This is a genomic window from Streptomyces sp. NPDC052023 (assembly GCF_044548465.1).
In the GTDB taxonomy this organism is placed as follows: domain Bacteria; phylum Actinomycetota; class Actinomycetes; order Streptomycetales; family Streptomycetaceae; genus Streptomyces.
In genome coordinates this window covers 1-23,926 of sequence record NZ_JBIUBW010000036.1, presented here as the reverse complement: position 1 = coordinate 23,926, position 23,926 = coordinate 1, and the positions used below count along the sequence as shown (strand labels likewise).

The 23,926-nt window shown below is 68.2% G+C and carries 22 protein-coding genes and 3 pseudogenes; 13 read left to right on the top strand and 12 right to left on the bottom strand.

The features are described from left to right. Positions 1 to 6: 6 nt before the first annotated feature. From ACIHCM_RS36520 to ACIHCM_RS36510, 3 genes and pseudogenes are all read left to right on the top strand, one after another. Positions 7 to 141: pseudogene (locus tag ACIHCM_RS36520) on the top strand (hypothetical protein); the annotation flags it as partial. A 39-nt stretch (positions 142 to 180) separates the two neighbouring features. Then, positions 181 to 1,560 (top strand): transcriptional regulator, encoded by a 1,380-nt coding sequence (locus ACIHCM_RS36515; RefSeq protein ID WP_399906043.1) that lies wholly within the window; start codon positions 181 to 183, stop codon positions 1,558 to 1,560. Positions 1,561 to 2,155: 595 nt separating this feature from the next. Then, the gene (locus ACIHCM_RS36510; RefSeq protein WP_399906040.1) at positions 2,156 to 2,446 is read left to right on the top strand and encodes a hypothetical protein; all 291 of its coding nucleotides are present in this window, start codon (positions 2,156 to 2,158) and stop codon (positions 2,444 to 2,446) included. A 582-nt stretch (positions 2,447 to 3,028) separates the two neighbouring features. On the opposite strand, the pseudogene ACIHCM_RS36505 reads toward ACIHCM_RS36510, so the two are convergent. Then, positions 3,029 to 3,755 (bottom strand): annotated as a pseudogene (locus ACIHCM_RS36505) (prepilin peptidase). A 64-nt stretch (positions 3,756 to 3,819) separates the two neighbouring features. Here ACIHCM_RS36505 and ACIHCM_RS36500 point away from each other — a divergent pair. Next, the gene (locus tag ACIHCM_RS36500; protein ID WP_399906038.1) at positions 3,820 to 4,743 is read left to right on the top strand and encodes a PIN domain-containing protein; all 924 of its coding nucleotides are present in this window, start codon (positions 3,820 to 3,822) and stop codon (positions 4,741 to 4,743) included. A gap of 18 nt (positions 4,744 to 4,761) precedes the next feature. Here ACIHCM_RS36500 and ACIHCM_RS36495 read toward each other — a convergent pair whose 3' ends face one another. Then, positions 4,762 to 5,133: a type II toxin-antitoxin system death-on-curing family toxin gene (locus ACIHCM_RS36495; RefSeq protein WP_399906036.1), complete on the bottom strand. Its 372-nt coding sequence runs from the start codon at positions 5,131 to 5,133 to the stop codon at positions 4,762 to 4,764. Then, positions 5,130 to 5,429: a hypothetical protein gene (locus ACIHCM_RS36490; protein WP_399906033.1), complete on the bottom strand. Its 300-nt coding sequence runs from the start codon at positions 5,427 to 5,429 to the stop codon at positions 5,130 to 5,132. Before ACIHCM_RS36490 ends, ACIHCM_RS36495 begins: the two co-directional genes overlap by 4 nt. A gap of 164 nt (positions 5,430 to 5,593) precedes the next feature. On the opposite strand from ACIHCM_RS36490, the gene ACIHCM_RS36485 reads away from it, so the two are divergent. From ACIHCM_RS36485 to ACIHCM_RS36475, 3 genes are all read left to right on the top strand, one after another. Then, positions 5,594 to 6,937 carry an integrase gene (locus ACIHCM_RS36485; protein ID WP_399906032.1) on the top strand — a complete coding sequence of 448 codons (1,344 nt, stop codon included), beginning with the start codon at positions 5,594 to 5,596 and terminating at the stop codon, positions 6,935 to 6,937. Then, complete coding sequence (locus ACIHCM_RS36480) at positions 6,922 to 7,230, top strand: hypothetical protein (protein ID WP_399906029.1); 309 nt, start codon at positions 6,922 to 6,924, stop codon at positions 7,228 to 7,230. Before ACIHCM_RS36485 ends, ACIHCM_RS36480 begins: the two co-directional genes overlap by 16 nt. A gap of 103 nt (positions 7,231 to 7,333) precedes the next feature. Continuing rightward, positions 7,334 to 7,768 carry a hypothetical protein gene (locus ACIHCM_RS36475; protein ID WP_399906026.1) on the top strand — a complete coding sequence of 145 codons (435 nt, stop codon included), beginning with the start codon at positions 7,334 to 7,336 and terminating at the stop codon, positions 7,766 to 7,768. Here ACIHCM_RS36475 and ACIHCM_RS36470 read toward each other — a convergent pair. The 6 genes from ACIHCM_RS36470 to ACIHCM_RS36445 form a co-directional block, all read right to left on the bottom strand. After that, complete coding sequence (locus tag ACIHCM_RS36470) at positions 7,712 to 8,395, bottom strand: DUF6919 domain-containing protein (protein WP_399906023.1); 684 nt, start codon at positions 8,393 to 8,395, stop codon at positions 7,712 to 7,714. The genes ACIHCM_RS36475 and ACIHCM_RS36470 overlap by 57 nt on opposite strands. Before the next feature lie 34 nt (positions 8,396 to 8,429). Then, on the bottom strand, positions 8,430 to 9,203 hold the full coding sequence (locus ACIHCM_RS36465) for a hypothetical protein (RefSeq protein ID WP_399906020.1): 774 nt from the start codon (positions 9,201 to 9,203) through the stop codon (positions 8,430 to 8,432). Positions 9,204 to 9,327: 124 nt separating this feature from the next. After that, the gene (locus tag ACIHCM_RS36460; RefSeq protein WP_399906017.1) at positions 9,328 to 9,951 is read right to left on the bottom strand and encodes a hypothetical protein; all 624 of its coding nucleotides are present in this window, start codon (positions 9,949 to 9,951) and stop codon (positions 9,328 to 9,330) included. Positions 9,952 to 9,966: 15 nt separating this feature from the next. After that, positions 9,967 to 10,695, bottom strand: coding sequence for a recombinase family protein (locus tag ACIHCM_RS36455; protein WP_399906015.1), 729 nt, complete (start codon positions 10,693 to 10,695; stop codon positions 9,967 to 9,969). 206 nt (positions 10,696 to 10,901) lie between these two features. Continuing rightward, positions 10,902 to 11,621, bottom strand: a complete 720-nt coding sequence (locus tag ACIHCM_RS36450) for a response regulator (RefSeq protein ID WP_399906012.1) — start codon at positions 11,619 to 11,621, stop codon at positions 10,902 to 10,904. After that, entirely contained in the window at positions 11,618 to 12,457 is an 840-nt protein-coding gene (locus ACIHCM_RS36445) for a sensor histidine kinase (RefSeq protein WP_399906009.1), read from the bottom strand. The genes ACIHCM_RS36450 and ACIHCM_RS36445 overlap by 4 nt, the downstream gene beginning before the upstream one ends. Positions 12,458 to 12,595: 138 nt before the next feature. Here ACIHCM_RS36445 and ACIHCM_RS36440 point away from each other — a divergent pair, with 138 nt between their 5' ends. The 3 genes from ACIHCM_RS36440 to ACIHCM_RS36430 all read left to right on the top strand — a co-directional run bounded on the left by ACIHCM_RS36440 (position 12,596) and on the right by ACIHCM_RS36430 (position 16,170). Next, positions 12,596 to 13,306, top strand: a complete 711-nt coding sequence (locus tag ACIHCM_RS36440) for an ABC transporter ATP-binding protein (RefSeq protein WP_399906007.1) — start codon at positions 12,596 to 12,598, stop codon at positions 13,304 to 13,306. Continuing rightward, the gene (locus tag ACIHCM_RS36435; protein ID WP_399906006.1) at positions 13,303 to 15,612 is read left to right on the top strand and encodes an FtsX-like permease family protein; all 2,310 of its coding nucleotides are present in this window, start codon (positions 13,303 to 13,305) and stop codon (positions 15,610 to 15,612) included. Before ACIHCM_RS36440 ends, ACIHCM_RS36435 begins: the two co-directional genes overlap by 4 nt. Positions 15,613 to 15,699: 87 nt before the next feature. Further along, positions 15,700 to 16,170, top strand: coding sequence for a hypothetical protein (locus tag ACIHCM_RS36430; RefSeq protein ID WP_399906003.1), 471 nt, complete (start codon positions 15,700 to 15,702; stop codon positions 16,168 to 16,170). A gap of 113 nt (positions 16,171 to 16,283) precedes the next feature. On the opposite strand, the gene ACIHCM_RS36425 is transcribed toward ACIHCM_RS36430, so the two are convergent. Next, positions 16,284 to 19,343: a Tn3 family transposase gene (locus ACIHCM_RS36425; RefSeq protein WP_399906000.1), complete on the bottom strand. Its 3,060-nt coding sequence runs from the start codon at positions 19,341 to 19,343 to the stop codon at positions 16,284 to 16,286. Between the two features lie 226 nt (positions 19,344 to 19,569). Here ACIHCM_RS36425 and ACIHCM_RS36420 point away from each other — a divergent pair, with 226 nt between their 5' ends. After that, entirely contained in the window at positions 19,570 to 20,085 is a 516-nt protein-coding gene (locus ACIHCM_RS36420) for an endonuclease domain-containing protein (RefSeq protein WP_399905997.1), read from the top strand. 206 nt (positions 20,086 to 20,291) lie between these two features. On the opposite strand, the pseudogene ACIHCM_RS36415 reads toward ACIHCM_RS36420, so the two are convergent. Beyond that, positions 20,292 to 20,468 (bottom strand): annotated as a pseudogene (locus ACIHCM_RS36415) (transposase family protein); the annotation flags it as partial. 474 nt (positions 20,469 to 20,942) lie between these two features. On the opposite strand from ACIHCM_RS36415, the gene ACIHCM_RS36410 reads away from it, so the two are divergent. Further along, complete coding sequence (locus tag ACIHCM_RS36410) at positions 20,943 to 21,191, top strand: hypothetical protein (RefSeq protein WP_399905994.1); 249 nt, start codon at positions 20,943 to 20,945, stop codon at positions 21,189 to 21,191. Between the two features lie 499 nt (positions 21,192 to 21,690). Beyond that, positions 21,691 to 22,848 (top strand): VanZ family protein, encoded by a 1,158-nt coding sequence (locus ACIHCM_RS36405; RefSeq protein ID WP_399905991.1) that lies wholly within the window; start codon positions 21,691 to 21,693, stop codon positions 22,846 to 22,848. 16 nt (positions 22,849 to 22,864) lie between these two features. Here the strand turns inward: ACIHCM_RS36405 and ACIHCM_RS36400 are convergent. Further along, a protein-coding gene (locus ACIHCM_RS36400) for an IS5 family transposase (protein WP_399905989.1) occupies positions 22,865 to 23,682 on the bottom strand; the annotation gives its coding sequence in 2 pieces (ribosomal slippage) (positions 22,865 to 23,331 and positions 23,331 to 23,682; 819 coding nt in all). Between the last annotated feature and the right edge of the window lie 244 nt (positions 23,683 to 23,926).

Below are 23,926 nucleotides of genomic sequence, written 5' to 3'. Positions count from 1 at the left end.
CACTCCCTCCTCGCTCGGGGATCGGGATGCCGTTCATGTCACCGCCCGCACCCCAGCGCCGGGAAGGCAAAGGCTGTTGCGGAGGTGTTGCGGACCGCGCGCCGAAAATCTGCACAGCGCGTGTTCGGATGGCTACTGTGACGATCCATCAGGGAGAGCGCGTGCCGAGGGGGCCCCACGATGTCCGACCAGCTGGTACTGCACCCATTAGCCGCTCTGCGTGGGGACCTCGGGCTGACCGGCGAGCAGTACCTGGATCGCCTCGACGACGTGCACTTCGCCCTCGGCTACGGCCGGATGGCCAAGAGCCGGCAGAAGGTCTCCCGCTGGGAGAACGGCGTCAACTCGCCTGAGATGCCCGCCCGCTACGCCATGGCCCGTCTCCATGGCATCCCGCGCGAGGCTGTCGTCGAACTCGGTTGGCCGGATTTCCTCCTGCTTGCCTTCCCGGATGACCGTCCCGTTCTCGACAGTCCCTGGACCCTGGCGGGTACCGTGGCAGCAGTAGCCGCTGCCGCTCGGGGAGGCTCCATGCAGGATCGACGGGGATTTCTCATCGCCAGTGGAGCAACACTGAGCGGCTTAGCGACGAGCTGGAGCCTCGCTCTCACCGAACCAGCCGCCGCCTCGCCCGAGGTCCCCGACGACGCCGCTGGCGCGAATACCCTCCTCACTCCGGAGCTGTTGGACACGCTGGAGCAGCGCCTGGACGACCTGCGCCGCCTCGACGACGTTCTCGGGGGAACCCGGCTTCGCAAGACCGCTGTCGCCGAGTACGACCTCCTTGAAGGCCTTGCCAAGCAGACCGGACAGCACGGTCCGCTCGAACACCGGCTGCTGTCCCTGCTCGCCGAGTCCGCCCGCATGTGCGGCTGGCTCCAGTTCGACTCCGGGCGCCACGCACTCGCACAGCGGTACTACATCACCGCGCTGCGCGCCTCCGCGAGTGCCGGCGACCCCCAGGTCGGCGCCAACACCCTCGCGTTCATGGCGATCCAGGTCTACTCCGAAGGCAACCCTCAAGACGCCGTCGAACTGGTCCGCACCGCGCAGGACGCCGTGATGCGCCGGTCCACCCCGCGCGTGAAGTCGATGCTCCACGCCCGTGCCGCCCGTGCTCTGTCCAAGACCGGTGACCGCACCGCCTGCTGGCGGGAGCTGGACGCCGCGCGGGCCCAGTACGCCCGTGGCCCCCATGACGACGACCCGCCCTGGTCGTACTGGCTCACCCCGGGCGAGATCGAGATGCTCGCCGGCTCCTCCGCGCTCGACCTCGACGACCCACGCCGCGCCCTGACCCACTTCGAGCAGGCGCGCCATGTCCAGTACGCGGCCGACGGCTACGCACGCGACCACGTCCTCTACCTCACCCGCACCGCACGCGCCCACCTCAAGCTGGGTGACCTGGACGCCGCCTGCGCCGCCGCCACGGACGCCTTCACCCAGAACGCCACCCTCAACTCCTCGCGGCCCTCCGACGCGCTCGATGACCTCCGAGACGAGCTGGCCCCCCACCAGGACGTCCGGGCGGTCAAAGACTTCCTGCTGCTCAGCGCTTAGGAAGTGGGCGAGCACCGCCCGTCGACCACACGGCTCAGCGACGCGACGTACGGCCTGAGCCCTCCCAGCGGGACCGCTGGATCGAGATCCGCGACAACCTGATCGACAGGGTCTCCGAAGCACAGGGCGAGGGTTGGCTCGGCGAGGTCGAAGGCCTCGAAATCAGCCTCGCTGGCGCCGAGGGCAAGCTGGCTCAGCTCGATGCCGCTCTCAAGCCGACAGTCATCCATCTGGGCCTGCCCACCTTCGGCCAGATCGGTGGACGCTCAAACGCCCCTGATCTTCCTTAAGGCAGCAATCGCCCGCCGTTCCCCGTCCTCTGGCCGGAGTGAGGGAACGGCGGGCCCACCGAGGCAAGACGGACAAATCCACCCATCGGGTGCTGTCGATCCTCGACACTCCGAGCATAGGACGGAATGCTCGATAAGTACCCCATTTGGGACCCCTGAATGTGATGCACCCCACACCCAAATGGTGCACCACATCATCCTCTTCCCATATCGGCACCCTCCGGGGTCTACTTGTGTTACCGGATCTGTCCTGCGTCCTTGGCCGGAGTGGCGGGCCAGATCTCCACCGAGGCAAGGAGCCGCCCATGGTCCCAGCTGTCTTGATCTACCTTGCTTGCGTTGGCGGAGGCATCACGCACGTCGCCTACGGCTTCTTCTGCGCGACGCTCAGGGGTGCGACCGGATGCTCCTCCGCGTTTGCACCCTTCTCGTCTCTACAGGAAACGGGAATCCTCCTGGGCTTCTTGCTGATCTTCAGCCTGGCCACCTTCTCGATGGTGAACGCCTACGTCAGTGCGGCACCGAAGGCGCAGATGTTGGTCTCCTTCGGCATCGGCTGGGGCTTCTGGGGTCTGGTTTCACCCTTTATGTCCTAGTTGACGTCAAACGAAAGCTAAGTCAGCCGCAGAGTTCAACCTCCGCGGCTGACTTAGTTCGGAGAAGAACCCTCGCACCAGGCCACCCTCGTGGTCGTGATCCAGTTGCCCGCCCCGCCGTCCCTCCCGCCCGCAGATCGCGCACCGGGCCTGCACCACGCGACCATGAACCCCACCGCATCTGTCAAACGTGGTTCTTGAAGATCTCGGAGAGGCCAGAACCAGCACGCTGGCGGGAGCTGCTCCAACCACCAGTCGACCACACGCTGCGCCCCCTGACGCAATAGCACGACGGCTTCCCGCTCCTCCGGCGTCAGGTGGACGTAGCACGCCAGCACCCCTACCGGAAGAACCGCGGACATCGACGGCCGCGACGGCGCACACCGCGCCGAACCCGGTCCACGAGGTCCTTGGCGAGCAGCACCCGCTGCACGAACTCTGGACTCATCACCTTCGCTGCGTGGGCCACCTCAGCTGCCGCGTACATGAGTTGCACGGTAAGGCTGAGCACTGACACCTCTCCCCCGCGTCACATGCCGGGGCCACACCCCCGTCACGCGGCCGCCGCAGCCAGGGCCCTATTCATTGGGCCCAAGAACCCAGCAGCACACCGACGAACGCACCTGTCAGTAGGAACGGGCCGAACGGGATCCTGGACGCCCGGCCGGCCCGCGACCATGAGCCCGATGCCGTACAACGCGCCGAGCAGGTAGCCCGCGACGGTTCCGATGAGGACGATGGCCCAGCCGTACCAGCCCAGGACGGCGCCCAGGGTGAGTGCGAGCTTCACATCGCCGAACCCGAAGCCGTGGCTGATAAGGAAGAGCACGAAGTAGCAGGCGCCCAGAAGGAGGGAGCCGAGCACCGCGGATGTCCAGCTGCCGTCCGCGCCGGGCACCACCGCGGCACCGCCGAGCAGCACGAGCGCGGCCGCGGCGAGCGGCAGGGTGAGCGCGTCGGGCAGCCGGTGCGCCGCGAAGTCGACGACAGCCAGCAGCACGCCGACCGGAGAGAGCACCAGCCAGACCACCAGCTCGGGGCGCGCTCCCGTCGCGGCCGCCAGCACAGCACAGACCACGGCCACGACGACGGCGATGGCAGGCGTGCTCGGGCCGAACGCGTCCCCGTCGGCGCAGCGGGCCCGCCCAAGCCATCCGCCCCGGGCACCGGCGAGGGGGTGCCCGGTAGGACACGCGGCTCGCCACGGCTCATCGGGCGGTACGGAAAACCGGTACGCGGCGCGCGGTATGAGCAGACCTGTGCCGGCACCCCACAGGACCGCCGCCGCGGTGATCCAGAACGTCTCCACCGAACGGAGCCTATGCTCAGCCCGTCCGGTGTTGCGGACAGCCCGTACCGTGAGGAGCACGTGCATGCTGTTGAAGCCCGGAACGACCTGCGCTGAGGCGATCGCGCTCGTGGATCGCCTGACCGCCCAAGGGCTCAACGACGTCCAGAACTCCGTGCCGCATGTGGTCGGCAACGCGGTGCCGGGCATGTCCCAGGAACACTGGGATGCCGTCGCGCGGGTGCGGCGCATGTACGACGAGTGGACGCTGCAGGCCGGGAACGAACTGCTGGAGGCGTTCGCCGACCGATCGGTGGCGGCGCGGCTGCGGGGCGAGCGGTACAACGCGATCATGCACGGTCAGTTCACCGCCGACCGCTTCACGGTTCTGATGAACACCGAGCTGCAGGAACTGCGCAGCTATTTCATGGAGTTGGCAAACGAACTGCGCCGGGCACAGGAGCGCTTCACCCGCCACCGGGTGGGGACGGTGGTACTTGATACCAACGATCTGTTGCATTACATGCGCTTCGACAAGATCCCGTGGCAGCGGCTCTTCGGCCGCGGCACGTCCGTGACGATCCCGCACGTCGTGATCGACGAGATCGACAAGAAGTCGTACGACACCCACGACACCGGCGTCCGGAAGCGGGCGCGCGCCGTCTTCGCGCTCTTGGAGCAGACCCTCGCCGAGATCGAGGCCAACGGCCACGCGGTGGTGAATGGGGACACCGCCGTCGATGTCCTGCTGGACGAGCCCGGCCACGTGCGGCTGCCGAACAACGACGATGAGATCGTCGCGCGCGCCTGCTATCTCCAGCAGGCCATAGCCCCGGCACAGGTCACGGTGGTCACCGGGGACAACGGGATGCGGGCTCGTGCTCTGTCCTGGGGGCTGAAGGCCCGCGTCTTGGACGAGAAGTACAAGATCGAGCGGCTGAGTGCGGCAGAGAAGGCGGCCAACGAGCAGACCATCACGTTCGACGTGCCCGACGACGAGAACGGGTAGCCCCGGGCTCGGGCGGCCTCAGCCGGTGGACCAGGCGCGCAGCTGCGCGGCGACCTCCTGCACGCGGGCGCCCTTGTGCTTGGCGCGCATGACGAGCGCGAGGGCTTCCTCCGGCTCGTAGTCCAGCGTGATGCCGTTGGTGTTGAGGTACGTCTCGGCGACCAGCCAGGCGAAGAACTCGTTCTTCGCCTCCAGCGGTTCGTGCAGCGCGATGGTCTCCAGCATGGCCGCGGCCTTGAGCCAGTCGCTGGCGTACACGTCGCGGCCCATGTAGTGGGCCTGGACCCGGGCGCAGACGGCGTCCAGCACACCCAGGTCGAGACAGGCCGGATCGCCCGGGAGGGTCTGCGCGATCTGCAGAAGCTCTTGTGGCGTGAGGAACCGCGTCACGCGGCGTGACCGTGCTGCTGGATCTCGCGCAGGTCGCGGCTGCCCATGGGAGCGGGGTCGGGCCAGGCGGCGCTGGTGTCGGTGGCGCGGGTGTCCTGCGCGGCGAAGACCTCGGCGAGCTGCGGTACGCGGTCGCGGGTCTTGCCGAGGGCCTTGAGGAACGGGTCGTCGGCGGCCTTGAGCGCCGCGTCGCGGACGAAGTCCTCGGGGGACTTGCCGGCGAGGTGGGCGGCCGCCTCGACGCGCGCGTACTCCTCCGGCGCGAAGGGCGGAACCTGGGGTCCGTTCTGGTCCATACGAGCGACGGTACCAGCGGGCCCAGGCCTCACCGAAGGTGTTCAGGCAAGAAGAAAGGGGCAGCGGCCGTTGGACGGCGGGTGCCCCTTTAAGTCTGCAAGGAGCGTACCACGTGATCACCGGCTCACGCGGGGTGCGCGATCCGCTCGGCTAGGGTTCTGCGGTGGCCACACCTCCTTCATCCGATCCGTACGCCCGGCATGTGCTGGCCCGGATGTCCGACCTCTTCACCGACGAGGGCACACCGTGGGCGCGCCGCCTGTGGGACATAGGTTCGGTGCTGGCCCTCGAGGAACTGTGGGAGGTCGGCTACTGGCAGGCCCACGGGGTGCTGACCCCGGCCGCGTGCGACTGGCAGCGCAACGAGCTGAACGCGCTGATCGGCCCCGACCGGGGTCTCGGCGACCGGGACCTGCGCCGGGAACTCACCGGCCTGCTGAAGAACTCGCTGCCGGATCCCAGCCCTGAGCGCCGCCGCCTCAAGGAGATCATCGGACACGTCCGGGTCGGCTATCTGGAGCGGTGGGCGGCCGCGGTCAACGTTCCCGTCGACGAGCGGGTCAAGCCGGAGCGGTTCTCCCGCACAGTGGCCTCCCACCTCCTTGACCTGGGCTACAGCGCCAGCCACCTCAAGGTCTGGGCGAAGGGCCTCTACGACGCGCGCGCCACCACGGCGGATATAGCGGACAATGCCGCCGAGCTCGCGCGGACCCCGGCCCAGCCGTACGACGTGCTGGTGGCGCTGGAGAGGGTTCCGCGGCGGGAGCTCGCCGAGCCGCTGGAGCACTGGTACGACAAGGGCAAGGTCATCGCCTGGCTGCGCGAACACGGCCACGCCACCTCCGGTATCCGGCCCGGCGGCGGGTTCGTCTACCGGTTCACGGCGCTGGACCCGTACAGCGCCGCCGAGCAGGCGCGGCAGATGGTGGAGCGGATGACCGCCCGCTCCCAGTTCCTGCGCCGGGACCGCGGAGGCGTGGAGCCCCTCCCCCACATCTGGGTCGCCGGACACCCGCGGCCCATCCCGCTCGATCCCCCCGCGCGGGGCGCCGACGTCCTGACTCTGGTCAACGAGGGACACCTCTACCAGGTCGCCGGAACCCGCAGCCGGATCGACGACGCACTGGAGCTCGCGGCCGCAGTCAACCGCGGCCCCATGGCGCCGGCCGTCGCCGGCGCCTGGGCCGCCGTCGAGTCGCTGCTGACGCATCCGGACGACCCTAAGGGGGAGAACGAACGGTCAGGCAAAGCCGTGGCGGCCGACCGGATGGCCGCCATCATCGCCTGCTCGTGGCCCCGCGCCGAGCTCACCGCCCTCGCGCACCACCACAAGCCCCGTACCAAGGACGATCTCGCCCGGAACATCGCGGCCTGCACCACGAACCAAGAGCGCGCCCGCCTGGCAGCCGATGCCCTGTACTCGGGCGGTGCCTCTGCTCTGGACTTCACCGGGGCCTCCACCAAGACAGTGACCGGCCCGCCGCCCAGCGCATGGCCGACCTGGTGAAGAACCCCCGCCCGGTGCTGTGCGACGTCGCCGGCGCCTTCCGGATCGCGCTGCGTCGGCTGTACCGCACGCGGAACATCGTCCTGCACGGCGGTGCCACCCAGGGCGTGGCGCTGGAGGCCTCGCTGCGCACCGCCGCCCCGCTGGTCGGCGCGGGCCTGGACCGCATCGTGCACGCCGCGTACGCCGAGGGCCTCGACCCGCTCGATCTTGCGGCGCGTGCCGAAGTCGCGCTCAAGCTCGTCAACGGAGAGACCGGGCTTTCTGTGGTCGACCTCCTGGAGCCCGTCTGACCGTCGTGCCCGCGGGGTGCGACGCCGTTCGCCGCGGCCCTCTTCGAGTGAGCGCCCCCCGGAACGGCGGCCCGTGCTGCCCGCGCGGCTCTACGATGCGCGGATGGCCTCCTATGCGAAGGACCCGCGCTGCATCGCCATGGCTGAGGCATTGGTCCCGCTGCTGCGCCGAGCCTGTCCCGAGGGCGCCAGCGGCTACGGCGGCTCCTACCAGGTGAACCTGGACGACGAGGAGGCCGTCGGTCTCGGCGGAGTCGAACTGATCAGGGCCGCGATGCGCAAGGCAGCCCGTCACCTCGACTGGAAGGTCACCACCATCGGGTGGATCGGCACCCGCTTCGGCACCATGGTCGCCATTCAGGACACCCGGGACATCCCCGAGGAATACCGGAAGGTGGTCGACGCGGCGATGAACGAGCGCATGAGCGCCGCCGTGGCCAAGATGTGGAGCGAGCCGGGCGAGGCGCCTGTCGAGCGAGGGTCAGTCGCCCTGATGACGCAGGAGTTCCGCGCGGCTGTCGCCGCAGCGACCCCCTGATCCGACACGGCCCGCAGAGCCTGCCCGCCGCTGCCAGGCCCGGGCGACCTCCCGCACGGCCAGGCGGTCACACCAGGGCAGGATCCGGCGCACTGCGCGCGCCGACACCCAGTTCCCCATCCCGGTGTTGACCCGGGCGCCCCACGTCGTGACGTCGACCGCGTTCCGGTCCCTGTTCTCGTCGACACGGCGCCGGTACGCCCGTACGACGAGCCCGGCCTCGGCGGCCCGCGCGCACAGGGCTCGGGCGAGCGCCGGGTCCGCGACGAACCCGGAGACGAACGCGCGCTGCCGCCATGGGAGTTCATGGAGCGTGGCAAGTTCGCCGGGCTGAGAGCCTTCAGTGAGGAACCCCGCATCGTTGGCGGCCGCGAGGGCCTCCGCCAAGGGCACGGTCGCCGGATCCGGGCCGCCACGATAACCGTTGGGATGCCAGGAGAGGTGTCCGCGCAGCCAGCGGGCCGTCAGGACCGCGAGCTCCTCGAACGCGCGCGCCTCCCGCCACGTCCGGATCTCGGCACGGCGCCTGCGGTCGGCATCTCGCCACCGGGCCAGCAGCGTCTTGCCCTCCCCCCACCATCCTGAGGGCGCGGGGCCCTCTTGTCCTCCGCTGTCCGCGTGGGGCACGCGGTGGCGGAGGACAGCAGGGAGACGGCCCGGTTCACGCCTCGGCCCGGATCGAGCCGACGTCGACGCTCTTGATACCGGCACGCAGGGAGGGCTCCTGCTCGACGTAGCCGCGCACCAGGACCTGGTCGCCGACCTTGAGCGAGCGTCCGAGTGCCTCCTCGGCCGCGGCGAGGCGGCTGGCGGACACCCGGGCGTGTGCCGTCTCGCCGTCGTGGCTCTCCAGCAGCAGACGTACGTGTCCGCCGAACCGACGCAGTGCCGCGATCGTCACCGTGGCCTCGACGCGCTCGCCTTCCCGGATCCGCTTCAGCGGCTTGAAGGAGGCGCCCAGGCTGTTGTGGTGCTCGACGAGCAGCTCGCCCGGCATCGGCACGGGCTGGCGCGGACCGGGAAGGATCTTGCCCGCGCGGTAGGCCTCGGCCAGGTGGTTCAGGTGCTCGGGACGGTAGCCGTCCGGGAGGTAGAGGAGAGCGCAGGCACGGTCGAGCCGCCGGCGGAGGATGTTCAGTTCGTCGTCCGCGTCCCACATGGACTGCCACTGCTCGCGGGTCAGCTCGTTGCCCGGGATGTGCCGCAAGGGCTCACTGTCCCGCTTGACCTCCAGGTAGCGGCGGATCGTCGTCTCGATCTCGGAGCGGCTCAGGAACTCGGTCGCGAACTGGCGGGCGTGGTGCTCGTCGTACCAGGCCGGCAGGCAGTACTCCGAGCTGCCGGGGCGCCGCATCCGCCCGAGGATCAGTGGCGTGGGACGGTTCGTACGGCTGGACCGAACGGGCGTGGTCGAAGGGGTGGTCTGGGTGGTCATCGCAATCGCCTCGCAGAAGCGTGGGGGCCGCCCCGGCCGGACGGCCGGGGCGTTTGGTCTCGTGCCTGGAAGTGCGCTGCTGAGCTGGGCTTCGCCCGTGGTGACCTGACGGCCGCGCGAGACGTCAGCCGGTCGTCCACTGAAGGTCGGAGACCGCCAGGGCGTCCGTGTTGCACAGGCTCACGAGGTCGGCGGTGGACAGGCCGCTGCGCTGCGCGCCCTCCCAGACCAGCTGAGGCGAGACGGCACCGGCGACGTACTGCAGGGTGTCCGCGCAGAAGAGCGCCATCAGCTGCGGGTCGTCGGCGTGCCGGGCGCCGGCCTTCCTGGCGGCCGCGAGGGTCTGCTCGTACACGCTGTCGCCCGCGGCGCGGGCGGACTTGGACTTCTTGGCGGCGCCCTTGCTGGTGGCGGGCTGGTCGGCGGGGGCCGCGTCCGGTTCGTACCAGCGGTACATTCCGCCGCGTGCCGCGCGGAATGCGGCCTCCGTGGGGACCTCGTGCACCAAGTCGGCATCGGCGGACGGCGAGCGTCGCGCGGTGCTGGGGACGCCGTAGACGGCGACCGAGCCGACATGCGACGTGTACTTGCCGGAGTCGCGGTCCGCTTCCAGTTCCTCGCGGCTCTGGGACGGCAGCAGCTCGCCGTTCGGGCTGCGGCGGGGGCCTCCGTTGACGATGTCGTCGGCAGGGTTGACGAGATGCCATGCCTGCTCGGAGGCCAGCCGGAGTACGGCAGAAACAGGCAACAGGCGTGACGGCGGTCAGTTCTCTTCTTGATCCGCCTTGGCGCCTGCGCTGAGCAAGTCGGCCAGGCCCTGGAGATGGGTGGCCGGGCCGAGGTCGGTGAATGTGGAGTCGTCGGGCAGCGGCGGCAGCTGTGCGGGGGTCGGGGCCTGTTCGGTCCTTTCCAGGGCGCGGTAGATGGTGCCGCGGGTGACGTTGAAGGCGGAGGCGATCTCGGCGACGGTGTGCAGCCGCTTGCCCTTGGCGTCTTTCGCTTCGTACATCAGCCGTGCTTGCCCGATAGCGGCCGGGGTGAGCTTGGACTTGCGCCCGCCGGTGCGGCCACGGGCGCGGGCGGCGGCCAGGCCCTCGTTGGTGCGCATAGCGATCAGGTCTCGCTCGAACTCGGCGAACAGGGCCAGCTGCCCGAAGAACATCTTCCCGAAGGGGTCGTTGAAGTTCACCGTCATCCCGGTGTCGATGATCGTGAAGCGCACCTCGCGCTCGGCGAGCGAGTCGGCGATCTCGTACAGGTCGCGGATGGAGCGGCCGAGCCGGTCGAGTTTGGTGATGGTGAACTCGTCGCCCTTGCGGGGCACCTTGAGCGCGGTGCGGAGCTCGGGCCGGTTGGCGTGCTTGCCGGTGGCCTTGTCGACGTAGATGTGTCCGTCGGTGCAGCCGGCCGCGATCAGCTTGTCGGCTTGCGAGTCGGGGTTCTGGTCGAGCATGGACACCCGTCCGTATCCGATCTTGTATGCGTCACTCATGGGCAAGAAGTGTGCCGCAAACCCTCGTTGGCGGTACGTAGTTTCCGGACACGAGTTTTGGAACATGATACCGGCGGCGCGTCGCCCGTTAACGATCATGTTCCGCAGACGACCGTTTCCGAACAGAGCGCCGAGCCGAGGTGTCACCTCATGTGACACCAAAATGCACACTCTGGCTGATTCATGCTTGATCTCCAGATTGCTGGCTATCGGCAGGGGTTGGCGGTGTTAGCGGACTCGCCCGGTGAGACGAGTCCTGTCTCGTAGGCGAGGACGACGGCCTGGGCCCGGTCGCGCAGGGTCAGCTTGGCGAAGATCCGGGCCACGTGGGTTTTCACTGTCGCCTCACTGAGCGTCAGTTCCCGCGCCAGTTCGGAATTGGAAAGACCCCGCCCCATGAGCGTCAGCACCTCGCGCTCGCGCGGTGTCAGCGCGGCAAGGTCTCGGTGGACGGCCGGCGTTGCGAGACCCGAACCGGTTCTGGGGGCGCTGGGGGCGAAGCGCTCCACCAGGCGGCGGGTGATCGAGGGTGCGAGCAGGGCGTCACCGGTGTCGACCAGGCGTACGGCGGCGGCCAGATGCGCGGGGGTGACGTCCTTGAGCAGGAATCCGCTGGCTCCGGCGGCGAGGGCGGCGTAGACGTAGTGGTCGAGGTCGAAGGTGGTCAGCATGATCACCCGGCAGTCCGGGGCCTGCGTGAGTATGCGGCGGGCGGCTTCCAGGCCGTCCATGGTGGGCATGCGGACGTCCATCAGTACGACGTTGGGCCGCAGCCTCCGCACGGCGGCCACGGCCTCGGCTCCGTCGCCGGCTTCGCCCACCACGTCGATGCCGCGGGCGGTCAGGATCAGGCGGAAGCCGGTGCGGACCAGTTCCTGGTCGTCGGCGATCACGACGCGAGGGGCGGATTCGGTGTGCGCCGTCACGGCCGGTCCAGCGGGATCCGGGCGCGGACGCGGTAGCCGCCGCCGAGGCGGCGGCGGGCGTCCAGGTCGCCGCCGTAGACGGCGACCCGCTCCCGCAGGCCGAGCAGCCCGCGTCCCGTTCCGTCCGCCTGGCCCGGGACCGGCTCTCTCCGCGCGGGCCGGCTGCCCGACAGGATGCTCGGTCCGCTGTTCAGCACCTCGACTCGCAGGTAGTGGTCCGCGTATCGCACCGTCACCTCGGCTTTCGCTCCGTCCCCGTGTTTGAGGGCATTGGTCAGGGCCTCCTGGATGATCCGGTAGGCGGTGACATCGATCCCAGTCGGCAGCGGGCGCGGCTCGCCCGAGATCCGCATCTCCACGGGCAGGCCGGCAAAGGCGATCCGGTCGATCAGCGGGCTGAGTCGGCTCAAGCTCGGCTGCGGTGACAGGTCCATACCGTAGGGCTCGTCGTCGCCGTTCTGCGCGGGTGCGAGCAGGCCGAGCAGGTGCCGCAGCTCGGTCATCGTGTTCCGCCCGGCGGTCTCGACGGCGCTCAAGGCCGCCGCGGCCTCGTCCGGCATTGTGGCCAGCACCTCGCGGGCAGCCCCGGCCTGGACCACCATGAGGCTCACGTTGTGGCTGACGATGTCGTGGAGCTCGGTGGCGATCCTGGCCCGCTCGGCGTCGACCGCGATCCGCGTCGCGCTCTCGCGCTCCCGCTCCAGCAGCCAGCCGCGCTCCTCGATGGCCGCCTGGTGCAGCCGCCGCGCCCGGACCACCGCCACGCACAGACACCCGGCGGCGCCAACTGCCGCCGCCAGGGCGATGACCAGCCAGATCGTCCCAGATCCCCACACCGGATCATCTTCGCAGTTGCACGACGCGCCCCACATCAGCCCCCGGATGCAGCTCCGTACATCCCCAGGATGACCTGCCCGGACGGATACATCCGGGAGGTGACGCCCCGTCCGCGGACTCCGTCCTAAGTTCGAGCCATGACAACTGATCACGACAGTGCCCGGCAAGTGGTGGTGCGGCTGGACGGCGTGCACAAGGAGTACGGCGACGCGAAGGCCCTGGACGGCCTGTCGCTGGAGATCCGGGCGGGGGACGCGGTCGCCGTGATGGGCCCCTCCGGCTGCGGCAAGTCCACCTTGCTCAACATGGTGGCCGGCCTGGACCGGCCGACCTCGGGCACAGTCGAGGTGCATGGTCATGACCTCGGGAAACTGAACGAGACAGGCTTGGCGCTGTTCCGGCGGCGGAACGTCGGCATGATCTTCCAGTTCTTCAACCTCATCGACGATCTGCCCGTCCTGGACAATGTGGCACTGGCCGCGCAGCTGACCGGCACGGCGGCCCGGCAGGCGCGCCGCCGTGCCCTGGAGCTCCTGGACGAACTCGGTGTCGCCGAGCGACGGAACAACTATCCGGCGACGCTGAGCGGCGGCGAACGCCAACGCGTCGCCGTTGCACGGGCGTTGATGAACCGCCCGGCTCTGCTGCTTGCCGACGAGCCGACCGGCGCCCTCGACAGCCGGTCGGGCGAGCAGGTGATGGATCTGCTGATCGACCTCAACCAGATCGGTCAGACCCTGTTGATCGTCACCCACGACCCGCAGCTGGCCACTCGCTGCGCCAGCCGGCTGATCGAAGTCGCCGACGGCCGGGTCTCCCGCGAGAGCACGCTGGAGGCGACCGCGTGAGCGCCGTATGGAGAGCCTCGCGCGCGGCCGTGAAGCGCCGTCGGCTGCAGACCGTCGTCATCGGGCTCGTCGTGCTCTGCTCCACCACGACCGTCCTGCTCGCGCTGGCGCTGCTGAGCGCTGCCTCGGGCCCCTTCGACAAGGCCTACGCCGCTCAGCGCGGTGCCCATACGGTGGCGACCTTTGACACCACGAAGGTCTCGCAGGAGCAGTTGGCGCGGACCGCCCGGCAGCCCGGGGTGGAGGCCGCAGCCGGACCGTTCGGGCAAGCCGTCGTCGACATCCCCAAGGACTGGCTCTGGATGGCGGGCGGCACCCTCACCGTGGTGGGCCGGGCCGATCCGGCGGGCCCCGTAGACCGGATCGAACTCCTTGAGGGCCACTGGGCCACCGCACCCGGCGAGATCGTCGTCAACTGGTCCGCCCAAGGCTCCCCCGGCACCGCGCTCGTCGGCACCAAGCTGGAGACCCCCGGCGGAGCGACGCTGACCGTCGTCGGATTCGCCACCAGCATGAGCAAGTCGGCGAGCGCCTGGGTCTCGCCTAAGCAGATGGCCGCACTGCACCCGACCTCCGCCCAAATGCTGTACCGCTTCACGGACTCCTCGACGGAGGCCCAGCTGAGCGCCTCGCTGGCACGGGCCACCACGGGACTGCCCAAGGAGTCGCTGACCGGCGCACAGACCTACCTCACCCTCAAGCAGGCCTTCTCCGCGCTGGCCGACTCCTACCTCCCGTTCATCACGCTCTTCGGCATCCTCGGCCTGCTCGTCTCCACCCTGATCGTCGGCAACGTGGTCAGCGGGGCAGTCGTCTCCGGGTACCGGCACATCGGGGTGCTTAAGGCCCTGGGCTTCACCCCCAACCAGGTCGTCGCCGTCTACCTGACGATGCTTTCCGTACCGGCGGTGGTGGGCTGCGTGCTGGGCACTCTGGCCGGCAACGCGCTGGCCGGGCCGATCCTGAAGGTCGCGTTCACCGGCATCGACGTGGGCCGGGCCTCGGTCGGCAACATCAGCCCGTGGGTGTCCGTGGCCTGCCTCGTGGGCATGCCCGCCCTCGTCCTGCTGGCCGCGCTGGTCCCCGCCCTGCGCGCCCACCGGCTGCCCGCCGCGGAGGCGATCAGCGCGGGCGGCGCGCCGCGGACCGGGCGCGGGCTGCGCGTCCAGCGGCTGCTCGGCGCTACCCGGCTGCCGCGCCCGGTCAGTCTGGGCCTCGGCCAGCCGTTCGCCCGCCCCAGCCGCACCCTGCTGACCATGGCGGCCATCGTCCTCGGGGTCACCACGGTGACCCTGTCGACCGGACTGACCAGCACCATGGTGGCGTACGGCAATGTCGGGCGGGAGGACAGAGGCGCCAGGATCCACGTGACGACCGGGGGGTCGGGCAACGACCGGATCCCGCCCCGGCTCAGTGACCTGCAGATCGAGAAGCGGCTGCGGTCCCTGCCGGGTGCGGAGGGGGTGCGGGCCCGCGCGTTGTCCCAGGTGAACATGACCGGGCAGACCCAGCCCGTCTTCGCCGACTTCTACCGCGGCGACGATTCCTTGTACGAGCACACCATCGTCAAGGGCCGGGGGCCGGCCGCGGCGGGCGAGATCGTGGCGGGGCCGGCGTTCCTGAGCCAGCGCGGGCTGAAGCTCGGTGACCGGGTCACGCTGGAACTGAACGGTAGGAAAATCACCGCGACCGTCGTGGGTCAGCTTATTGAGGGTGACGCCCGTGCCCTGGAGGCCACTTGGGAGAGTTTCGCCCAACTCGCACCGGACGCCCACGCCACCGAGTACACGGTACGGCTCGCCTCCGGCGCCGATGCGCGCGCCTACGCTGAGGCGGTCGCGGCGCTTGACCCGGGCCTGCACGCGTCGGTGCTGGACTCTGGCAACGCCGGCACCGCCACCGTCATCGCCTTCTCGACGGTGTTCACGGTGCTGCTGACGCTCGTCGCGTCACTCGGTGTCTTCAACACCGTTCTCCTGAACACCCGTGAGCGGCGCCGGGACCTGGGCATGCTCAAGTCAATCGGGATGACCCCCCGGCAGGTGGTGGTGATGACGGTGACCTCGGTCGCCGGGCTGGGAGCGGTCGGCGGGCTGCTCGGCATCCCGCTCGGGATCGTGGCGCACCGCCTCGTCGTGGACCATGTCGGGGTGGTCGACTTCCCCGCATATATGAAGGACGTGTGGCACGCGCCGCAGCTGGCCGCGATGCTCCTAGCGGGTGTGGCGATCGCAGTTCTCGGCGCCCTGGTCCCGGCCCGGTCGGCGGCCCGGATGACCATCGCCTCGGTGCTGCACACCGAGTAGATCACCTGTCAGCACCAGCCTCTGGAACCGGCCCAAGGCAGCCGATGGCGTCAGCCGTCGGCTGGCTGGCTCTACGGATACGCCCGTGTGCTACTGACCGTCGCGGGCGACGGCACCGCCGAGAGCCAGCTACTGGGCGGCACGGTCTCCTTCATGTCCGCGCGGAACCACGCCGCCCCCGTCCACTGGGCCGCCAGCCTCCCGGAGAAGGGGCAGGCAGCTCGGCGCAGCCCGGAGCGGATCAGCGCCGCGACCGAGGAGGCATTCCACCTGCAGTTCCTCGCCCAGTCCGCGGTGCCGGACGCACAGATGACAGAAGTCGGGGAGGTGGTGCACCTGGTCGACGTCGTCACCGGCTCCGCCGCCACCTTCACCCCGCACGGAGGCGGATGGCAGGTGCGCCAAGGCGGCCCGATCAAGCTGTGGGACTGCATCGAGACGATCCTGAGCGCCTACGACACCGCCGGCCGGCCGGAGACGTTCTGGCTGCATGCTTACGACGGCGGGCAGCACCTGCGTCACCCGCAGATGCCCGGCGTACCACTGCCCAGACCCTGAAGAGGACCGCAGATCCCAGGCGCCCCGGACGGGGAGAATGACGGCCCCGTCCGGGGCGCCTGGCAACTCGGTGACCTGAGCGGTTTCACCGATCAGCTCGCGCGGGCCCCTGCTCAGGCGGCCATCCTCAGCCGCCCCATGGCCTCCTGCTCGGGCGGCTCCATGTCCAGGTGCCAAGTCCCGAAGCGGCGGCTCTTGCTGGTGATGTACGGCGTGACGGTCGCCAGGTCGACCGGGTCGACCTCCCAGCCCTCGTCGACGAGGTCGTTGACCACCTTCGTGATGTCCTGGGCAGTGTGGAAGATCAGGCAGTTCGCGAGCAGTTCGTTGAACTTGATGATCTTCTCCTGGTGTACGGGGTCGTTGTCCTGGAGGACGTCGGAGGCGAACATCAGCCAGTTGCTGAACTTGTGGAACGCCTCGACCTTGTTCGTCATCGCCTGGATCGACTCCCGCAGCCCCGGCTCCGACAAGAACCGCAGGAGCACGATGGTGCGAATCACGCGGCCGAGTTCTCGGTACGCCTGGTAGATGCGGTTGCGGCGGGACTCGTTGCCCAGGCGTCGCAGCAGCGCGGCCGAGGAGAGCTTCCCCTCCCGGATGGACAGCACCACGCGCATGAGATCTTCGAAATGGTTCTCGATTAGCCGCCAGTTGATGACGTCCTTCTCCGGATCGCCGAACAGCGGGTCGATGTGCTGGTACTTCACCGTGGAGCTGACCCGGTAGAAGGTCAGGTCCTTCCAGTTGCGGATGCGCGGCAGCAGCTGAACACCGAGCATGTGCGCGAGCCCGAAGACGGGCAGCGACTGGCCTTGCGTATCACCGTGCACGATGTCGACGGTCACCTCGGACTCGTTCTTCAGCAGCCCCTCGAACAGATACACCGCCTCCCATACCCCGCACGGGATGAAGTGGCTGAACAGCGCGATGTAGGTGTCGGAGACATGCCGTAGCGAGAGCCCGCCAAATCCCCCGTACCGGATGTGGGACTCGGCGAGGAGGTTGTTCTCCCAGGTGTCGTACTGGGAGCCGTCGATGCCGGCCTTGCCGACGTCGCCCCACACGTGCGCCACGTCCAGCTGGATGAACATGTCGATCACGTCCGCCGACGCCATGTTCAGCTTCTCCGCGGTGATGTGCTGGTTGCCCGCCAGCGACAGCTCGTGCACCGATACCTTCTGCCGCATGTGCCGCGCCACCTGCGCGGGCCCCGCGTTCGTGCCATAGCAGAAGACCGTCAAGACGTAGCGGGCAAGCTTGTCGCGGATCTTCGGATCGGACCCGGAGGCCGGACCGAAGTGCCGCCACCACTGGATCCAGTACGCGGTACGGGCCAGGACATCCAGGAGGCTCCACTCCGGCAGCCTTTTCAGGATCTCCGCCTCCAGGTCCTGCGCGGACTTCCGGCGGTCCTTGCCCTTGCGCGGCGTGAGCACGATCTTCCCCGACGCGGCGTCGATGGTCAGGTCCGCGTTGTCCGGATACCCGGCGTCCACCTTCGCCGCCACTGCAGTCAGCTGCTGCTTCAGCGCCACCGTGAACGCGGCGGCGGTGGCGGGCAGCCCGGCCTGCTCGCAGTACCCGGCGACCAAGGGTCGACACGCCTCCCACGAGAGCAGCTGGTCGTGCAGGTTGGCGTACGACTCCGAGCCGATCACCGCCACGTCGCCGGTCCGCAGCTCCTGGACCAGGTAGGAGAGGGTGCACACCTCAAAGTGCCGCCGGTTGATCAGCTTCGGGCGGCGTTTGTCGAACAGGATGCGCTGCCACATCTGCGAGGCGAACCCGGCCGTGACGGTCCTCGTCTTCTCGACCCCGTCCTCATCGGTCACGGTGTACGTGACGGGTACCCACTCGCTGCCACGGTGGCGCATGGCCTGGCAGAACTCCACCGCCCTGAGCGCTTCGTCGTCGGTGGAGGTGGCGACCATCTCCAAGACCTCGGTCAGATCCAGCAGGACCTTGCGGTGACTGCGGAAGTGGCACCGCATCAGCGGCGCGTAGTTGTCGCCGTGGTGGGCGGAGACCAGCTCATGATCCTCGGACAGCTTGGCCAGACCGCCGGCCTTCTCCAGCCGCCCCAGCACCGCCTCACCGCACTCGGCGTGCACCTGGTTCCGCTTGCGGGCACTGGTGGGCAGGGTGACGGACTCGCCGTCGAAGCCGACCGCGTCCTTGGCCGCCTCCAGCACCTCGCCGAGCACGGCGAGCAGCCGCTCGGACTCCGCCCGGTGCCGCTCACGGATCTTCTCCAAGTCCTCCTTGGCCTTCTTCGTGACCGACCCCATGCGCTTGCACAGCATCGTCACCAGCTCATCGCGGGCCCGCACCTTCGCCATGTGCAGCAGACTCGCCAGCAACGCGAGCCGCTTCACCATCCCGACCTTGGACATCTCGGCTGCGTCCAGCATCTTCGCCTGCCCGGCGAAGTGCTCCACCTTCCCCGGCGGCACCCCATCGAGCCACTTCACGGTCGGGCCCAGCAGCTCCAGGGAGTCCAGATACGTCAGGTGCTCGCGCAAATGGGAGACCGTCGGCGCCTTCGCCGGCCGCTTCAGCTCGTCGAACTTGCTGCGCGAGCCCGCCACCACTCGTAGCAGCGCGAGCAACCGGACCTGCTCCACCTCGTCCATGCGCGATACGACCCGCGCGAAGAAGTCCTCGTTCACCTTGGTTCGGACCGCCGCGGCCATCTCATCCAGCGTGGTGTAGCCGGGCAGCTCCAGCCTGGCCTTGACCAGCTCTTCCAGCGCCACGTTGATCAGGTCCGCCGGGTTGTCCTTGGTCTGCACGGCCTCGTAGATCGCCGCGGCGGCGATCTCGCGGGCCTTCTCCTGGTCGTAGACGACACCGAGCCGCTCACGCACGACCGTACGGTGATGCCGCAGCGTGCGGGCGGAGTCATGCGTGGGCGCCACCTCCTCGCCCAGCCCCAGCAGACCGCGCACATGCCCGACCACCAGCTCCGGCACCTCGGCCAAGTCCGGGAAATAGCCCAGCTTCTGGTAGCTCTTCAGCAACACCACCAGCGCCAGCACATGCTCCGCCGACCGCGCCTTCCCCTGCGCCCACGCCACCTCGGACGGCCCCGGGGTAAACGACTCATGCAGCTCGCGAGAGGAGACCGTGCGCTTGAACCGCGGGTACGCGGTACGTTCCACCGAAGCCATGTGCCGCATGATCCCGACCCGTCACCCAGACGTAGCACACGTCTTCCCTGCCCTACGGCCGGTGAACCCCGTGCCACCTGGGCAGACACCCGATGAACCGCCTCTGCGGCGTTCACCCGGACGGAGCACCCCCACCGGCCTGTTGCCTGTTTCCGGCGTATTCCGGCTGGCCTCCTTCCAGCGGTACACCGGACACCTGCGCGGCGTCATGTACGACTCGCGCCGCATGCGCAGCATCCGTGCCGACGACTACCTGTGCCGGCTGTGCGCCGAACGCCGGGCGGCCGCGTGGGATCACTGCCACGACCACGGCTATCTACGCGGGCCTTTGTGCGGCAGCTGCAACACCTTCGAAGGCAAAAGCACCCCGCGCCACTTCATCGAGGGGAAGGAGGGTGCCGCCCTGCACCTCCTGGAGTGCCAAGGATGCCTGGAAGGGCGGATCCTGCCCGGCCGGTATCACGTCGGCCTCGTCCAGAAGCATCTGGAGGCAACCGAGCGCCACCGGCACCGCAGCCGGCCGTGCCGACGCCAGCCGTGGGCCCGGCACGTGCAACTCGCCCACGGGGCACACCGCTTCGAGCTGGAATGCTGGCAGCACAGCACGACGTGGACGAAGGACGTCACGGTGCCCGACACCCTGGCGCTCGTACGGGACTTCGTCGACCAGGCGCTCGCCGCGCGGCCGGGCACCGTAACCGTGCCCGCGCAAGCGGCGTTGGGCACACAGACGCGAGCATGAACATCCGACCCCCGCGGATACGCGTGTGAGGCCCCAAACCAGCGCAGCAGCGCGGTGCGGGGCCTCACGGGCATCCGGAGGTCAAGACCGAAGTACGGTCAGCGGCGCGTCTCCCACCACAGGATCAGCAGCGTCACAGCGCCGCTGCCCAGCTTGTAGGCGACGCCTTGCAGGAAGTGATGGTGGACACTGAGCCTTTTCCACTCTCAGTCTGAGCTGGCCAGATGCAGGGCGAGGACGGCGCGGACGATGCTGCTGATCCGAGTGGTCGAACAGCGGAGCCTTTGCAGCAGCCGCCAGGTCTTGAGGGTGGCAACGGCCCGCTCGGCGAGGGCGTGGGCCTCTGCGTGGGATCGGTTGACCGGCTGCTGGCTCGCAGCCAGCTGGAGGGGGTGGCTCCCCGCATGCCGAGCGACCTGCGTGACCTGTTCGAGGAGCTGCGTTTCGCAATGCGGGGTGTGACCGTGCGCGGAACGGGACCTGGGCAGGGTGAAGTTCAACCAAGTTGAAAGAAAGGCTCATGGACAGAAATACCCAAACCCCAACGGAGCGCCCACTCGAAGCCTGACCGCAAACCCGCCAGAACTGACGGATCAATCGGTTGCGCCTTGAGTGCTCATCTTCAAACGGGACTCGTGATACTTTGTGGCGCCCACATGATCATTTCCCAACTACTAGCAATGGGAGTAAAGTTGATGCGTTCAGGTATACGAGCAGCCGTCGTCGGTACTGCGGCGGTTGCGGTGCTCGGCCTCAATGCCGTGCCCGCCTCTGCGTCCGGGCCCACCTCCTGCCCCAGCGATGGCACCATCACTCGGTGGGACCGCTGTACAAGCCTCTCCAACGGAGTGCTCAGCGTGAGCACCACCACCAGTGGCAACTGGGCGAGAGTCAACTACTACCGCGAGAGCGGTGGCAGCCTTACCGCCAAGCTCGGCTACGAGCGCTCCGGAACCAACGTCTGGTCCGCTTCCATCAACATGTCCAACACCCCTTTCCACTATGAGCGTTCCTGGAGCCCTAGCGCCAGCTGCGCGGTCATCTACGGCAAGCTCCTGACCAGCGGCGGCACTACCTATGTCACGCCGCCGGCGGATCCCTGCTGACTCACGGCCGCACACACCCAGGGTCCGCTAACCCCTTTTCGCGCCAGGAGCCGTACCTCGTGTAGGCCATGAGAGTGAGGATGGCTGAGGCGCCTGATCCGACGAACTCTTCATCAACGTCGTATGAAGCAGCGCAGAGTGACGGGGGGCACCAATCCTGGGCCACGCGGGCGTTGGCGACCCGTCGGCCGGTTGAGGTGCCCCTTCGTCACGTTAACGGTAATCATGTGCCCGCTCTTCTCTCGAGCACTGCAGTGGATTGCTCCAGGTGGGCGGCCCCGCGAAGTATCAGAATCAGGAACCCCCATTGCTGCAAGCCGTCTTCCAAGGTCACCTGCTATTCCTCACTCTTGCTGTCACGCTTACACTCACAGCGGGTCTAATCGTCTACTTCCTCGCCGTTGCACGCGGAAGCCGCACGAGAGCCGTCTTCTATGGACTATGGGCGTCATCGACGGTCGGTCCAGCAACGCTGACGTCTTGGGCGGGCAGCGGTGTGATGACGTACGAGTGCACGGTCAATCCGGATCCCATCAGCGCATTCGCCGCCACCCAGGGCCAGCTCAACGTACTGTTGTTTGTGCCGTACGGGCTATTCGCCACCCTCGCGACCATGCGGCCTCTCTTCGCTGCCCTCACCGGCCTCCTGTTTACTGCAGCTATAGAGACAGCGCAGGCTACCCTCCCCTTCGTTAGCCGACTGTGTGACAGCGACGACCTCATCACCAATGCCGTTGGTGTCCTCGCCGGAACGACCGCGGGCGCACTGATCTACCGCCGCACCCGCAGTGGTGAGCCTGTCACTAGGAAGGCATCGCGTCGCGTCGTTTTTGCTGGCCTGCCAATTGTCATCCTCATCGGTGTTACGTGGGCAACAGTCATCGAGCCGATACAGGCTGTCCAGCCCACAGAAGTGCCGGCTGCAAGCGCTGCCCAGGCTCGAGCACTCAATGATGCTCTCAAGAAGGCGTTCCCCGCCACACAACAAACCAACAGTGCCCTGTACATAGAAAATGGTGACGGAACCGCGGTTGTCTCTGCGCCACTCACAGGAGGGTTCGCAGAAATCTCATGGCCTGACCGCGAACAGTTCACTGCGCACTTCACTGCAAGCTACTACGGCGAAGGGGTTCACGCCTACAAAATCCCGGGTGTAAGTCGTAGCGTCAGATCTGCGCATGGCGCCAAAGATATCGCCACCAAATTTGCATCCAGCTATGCACCCTGGGCCATTCCCGGATCTAAGGTCAGCGTGCGCCCCATTGACGACAAGGAAGACATCGGCTGGGTGATCGAGTGGCGTCGCTGGCGAGACGACATATTGATGCCGATGCGTCTAGATATCGCAGTCGAACCATCCGGGCGAATAATCGACTTGATCGCACGCCACATTGAGGACCCAAACCTCCCAGAGGCGAAAATAGACAGCAAAAGGGCGTGGGAGATATTTGAGAAGCACTACAAGATCAAGCCTGGGCAAGGTAAGCGCGCAGAGCCCATCTACCTGGCTGAACGCCGTGACGGCCAGTGGCGCATTCACTGGCGCCTCTCGGTCCGAGATGGCAACACCCTACGGTCAGCGACCGTAGACGCCACTGACGGAAGTGTCCACCGCATCTCCACCGAAGTAGTGCCCGAAGAAGAGCTAATGCCGTAACAACGGCTAAGAGGTCCTAACAAAGGCGTTGGACGTGTCGGTGGGTGATGAGGCAGGTGGCGAGTCCGAGGAATGCCTCGTGGATGTCGTCACGTCGTTCCCAGCGGATGCGTAGGCGTCGGAAGCCGTGCAGCCAGGCAATCGTTCTCTCGACGACGTAGCGGTGGATGCCCAGGCCGGAGCCGTGTTCCACGCCTCGTTCGGCGATGACCGGGCGGATGCCGCGCTGCCGCAGCAGGCGTCGGTACTTGTCGTGGTCGTAGCCACGGTCGGCGAGGAGCGCGTCGGGTCGGTGTCTGGGCCGGCCGACGACGCCGGCCACGGCCGGAACCTTGTCCAGCAGGGGCAGCAACTGCGTGACGTCGTTGCGGTTCCCGCCGGTCAGCGACACTGCGAGCGGGATGCCCTGGCCGTCGGTGAGGACGTGGTGCTTGCTGCCCGGCCGGGCACGGTCGACCGGGCTGGGCCCGCTTTTGGGCCCCTTCGAGCGGCCCGGACGTGGGAGGAGTCGATCACCGCCCGCGACCAGTCCAGCTTCTTCGCGGCCCGCAGCTTCCTCAGCAGCACCACGTGCAGCTTCTCCCAGACCCCGGCCTCGTTCCACGCGGCCAGGCGCCGCCAGCACGTCATCCCCGAACCGAAGCCCAGCTCCTGCGGCAGGTACTCCCACTGGATGCCGGTGTGCAGCACGAACAGGATCCCGCAGAGCGCCTGGCGGTCCGGGACCCGTGGTCGCCCTTCGACTAGTTTCGGACCCGGCTCGGGCAGCAAAGGCTCGATGAGCGACCACAGTTCATCCGACACGATCCACGGCCGCGACTGACGTTTCCCCACGAATAGACCAACGACCACCCACGCCGAAAGTCACATGATCAACAACTTCTGTTAGGACCTCTAAGAGGCCGTTCTCTTTCCGAATGCCGTGTGCGGATTCCGCTGGTCAGGCATGAGATTGCGGCTGTGGCGGGAGTCTCGACTCGTTGCTGATCGAGTCGGTGGGGGTGGCGGATGCCGTCGATGCGGGCGGTCCTGGAAACGCGGCGGAAGGCCGCTGCCGTGCGGGTGGATGAGCTTGAAG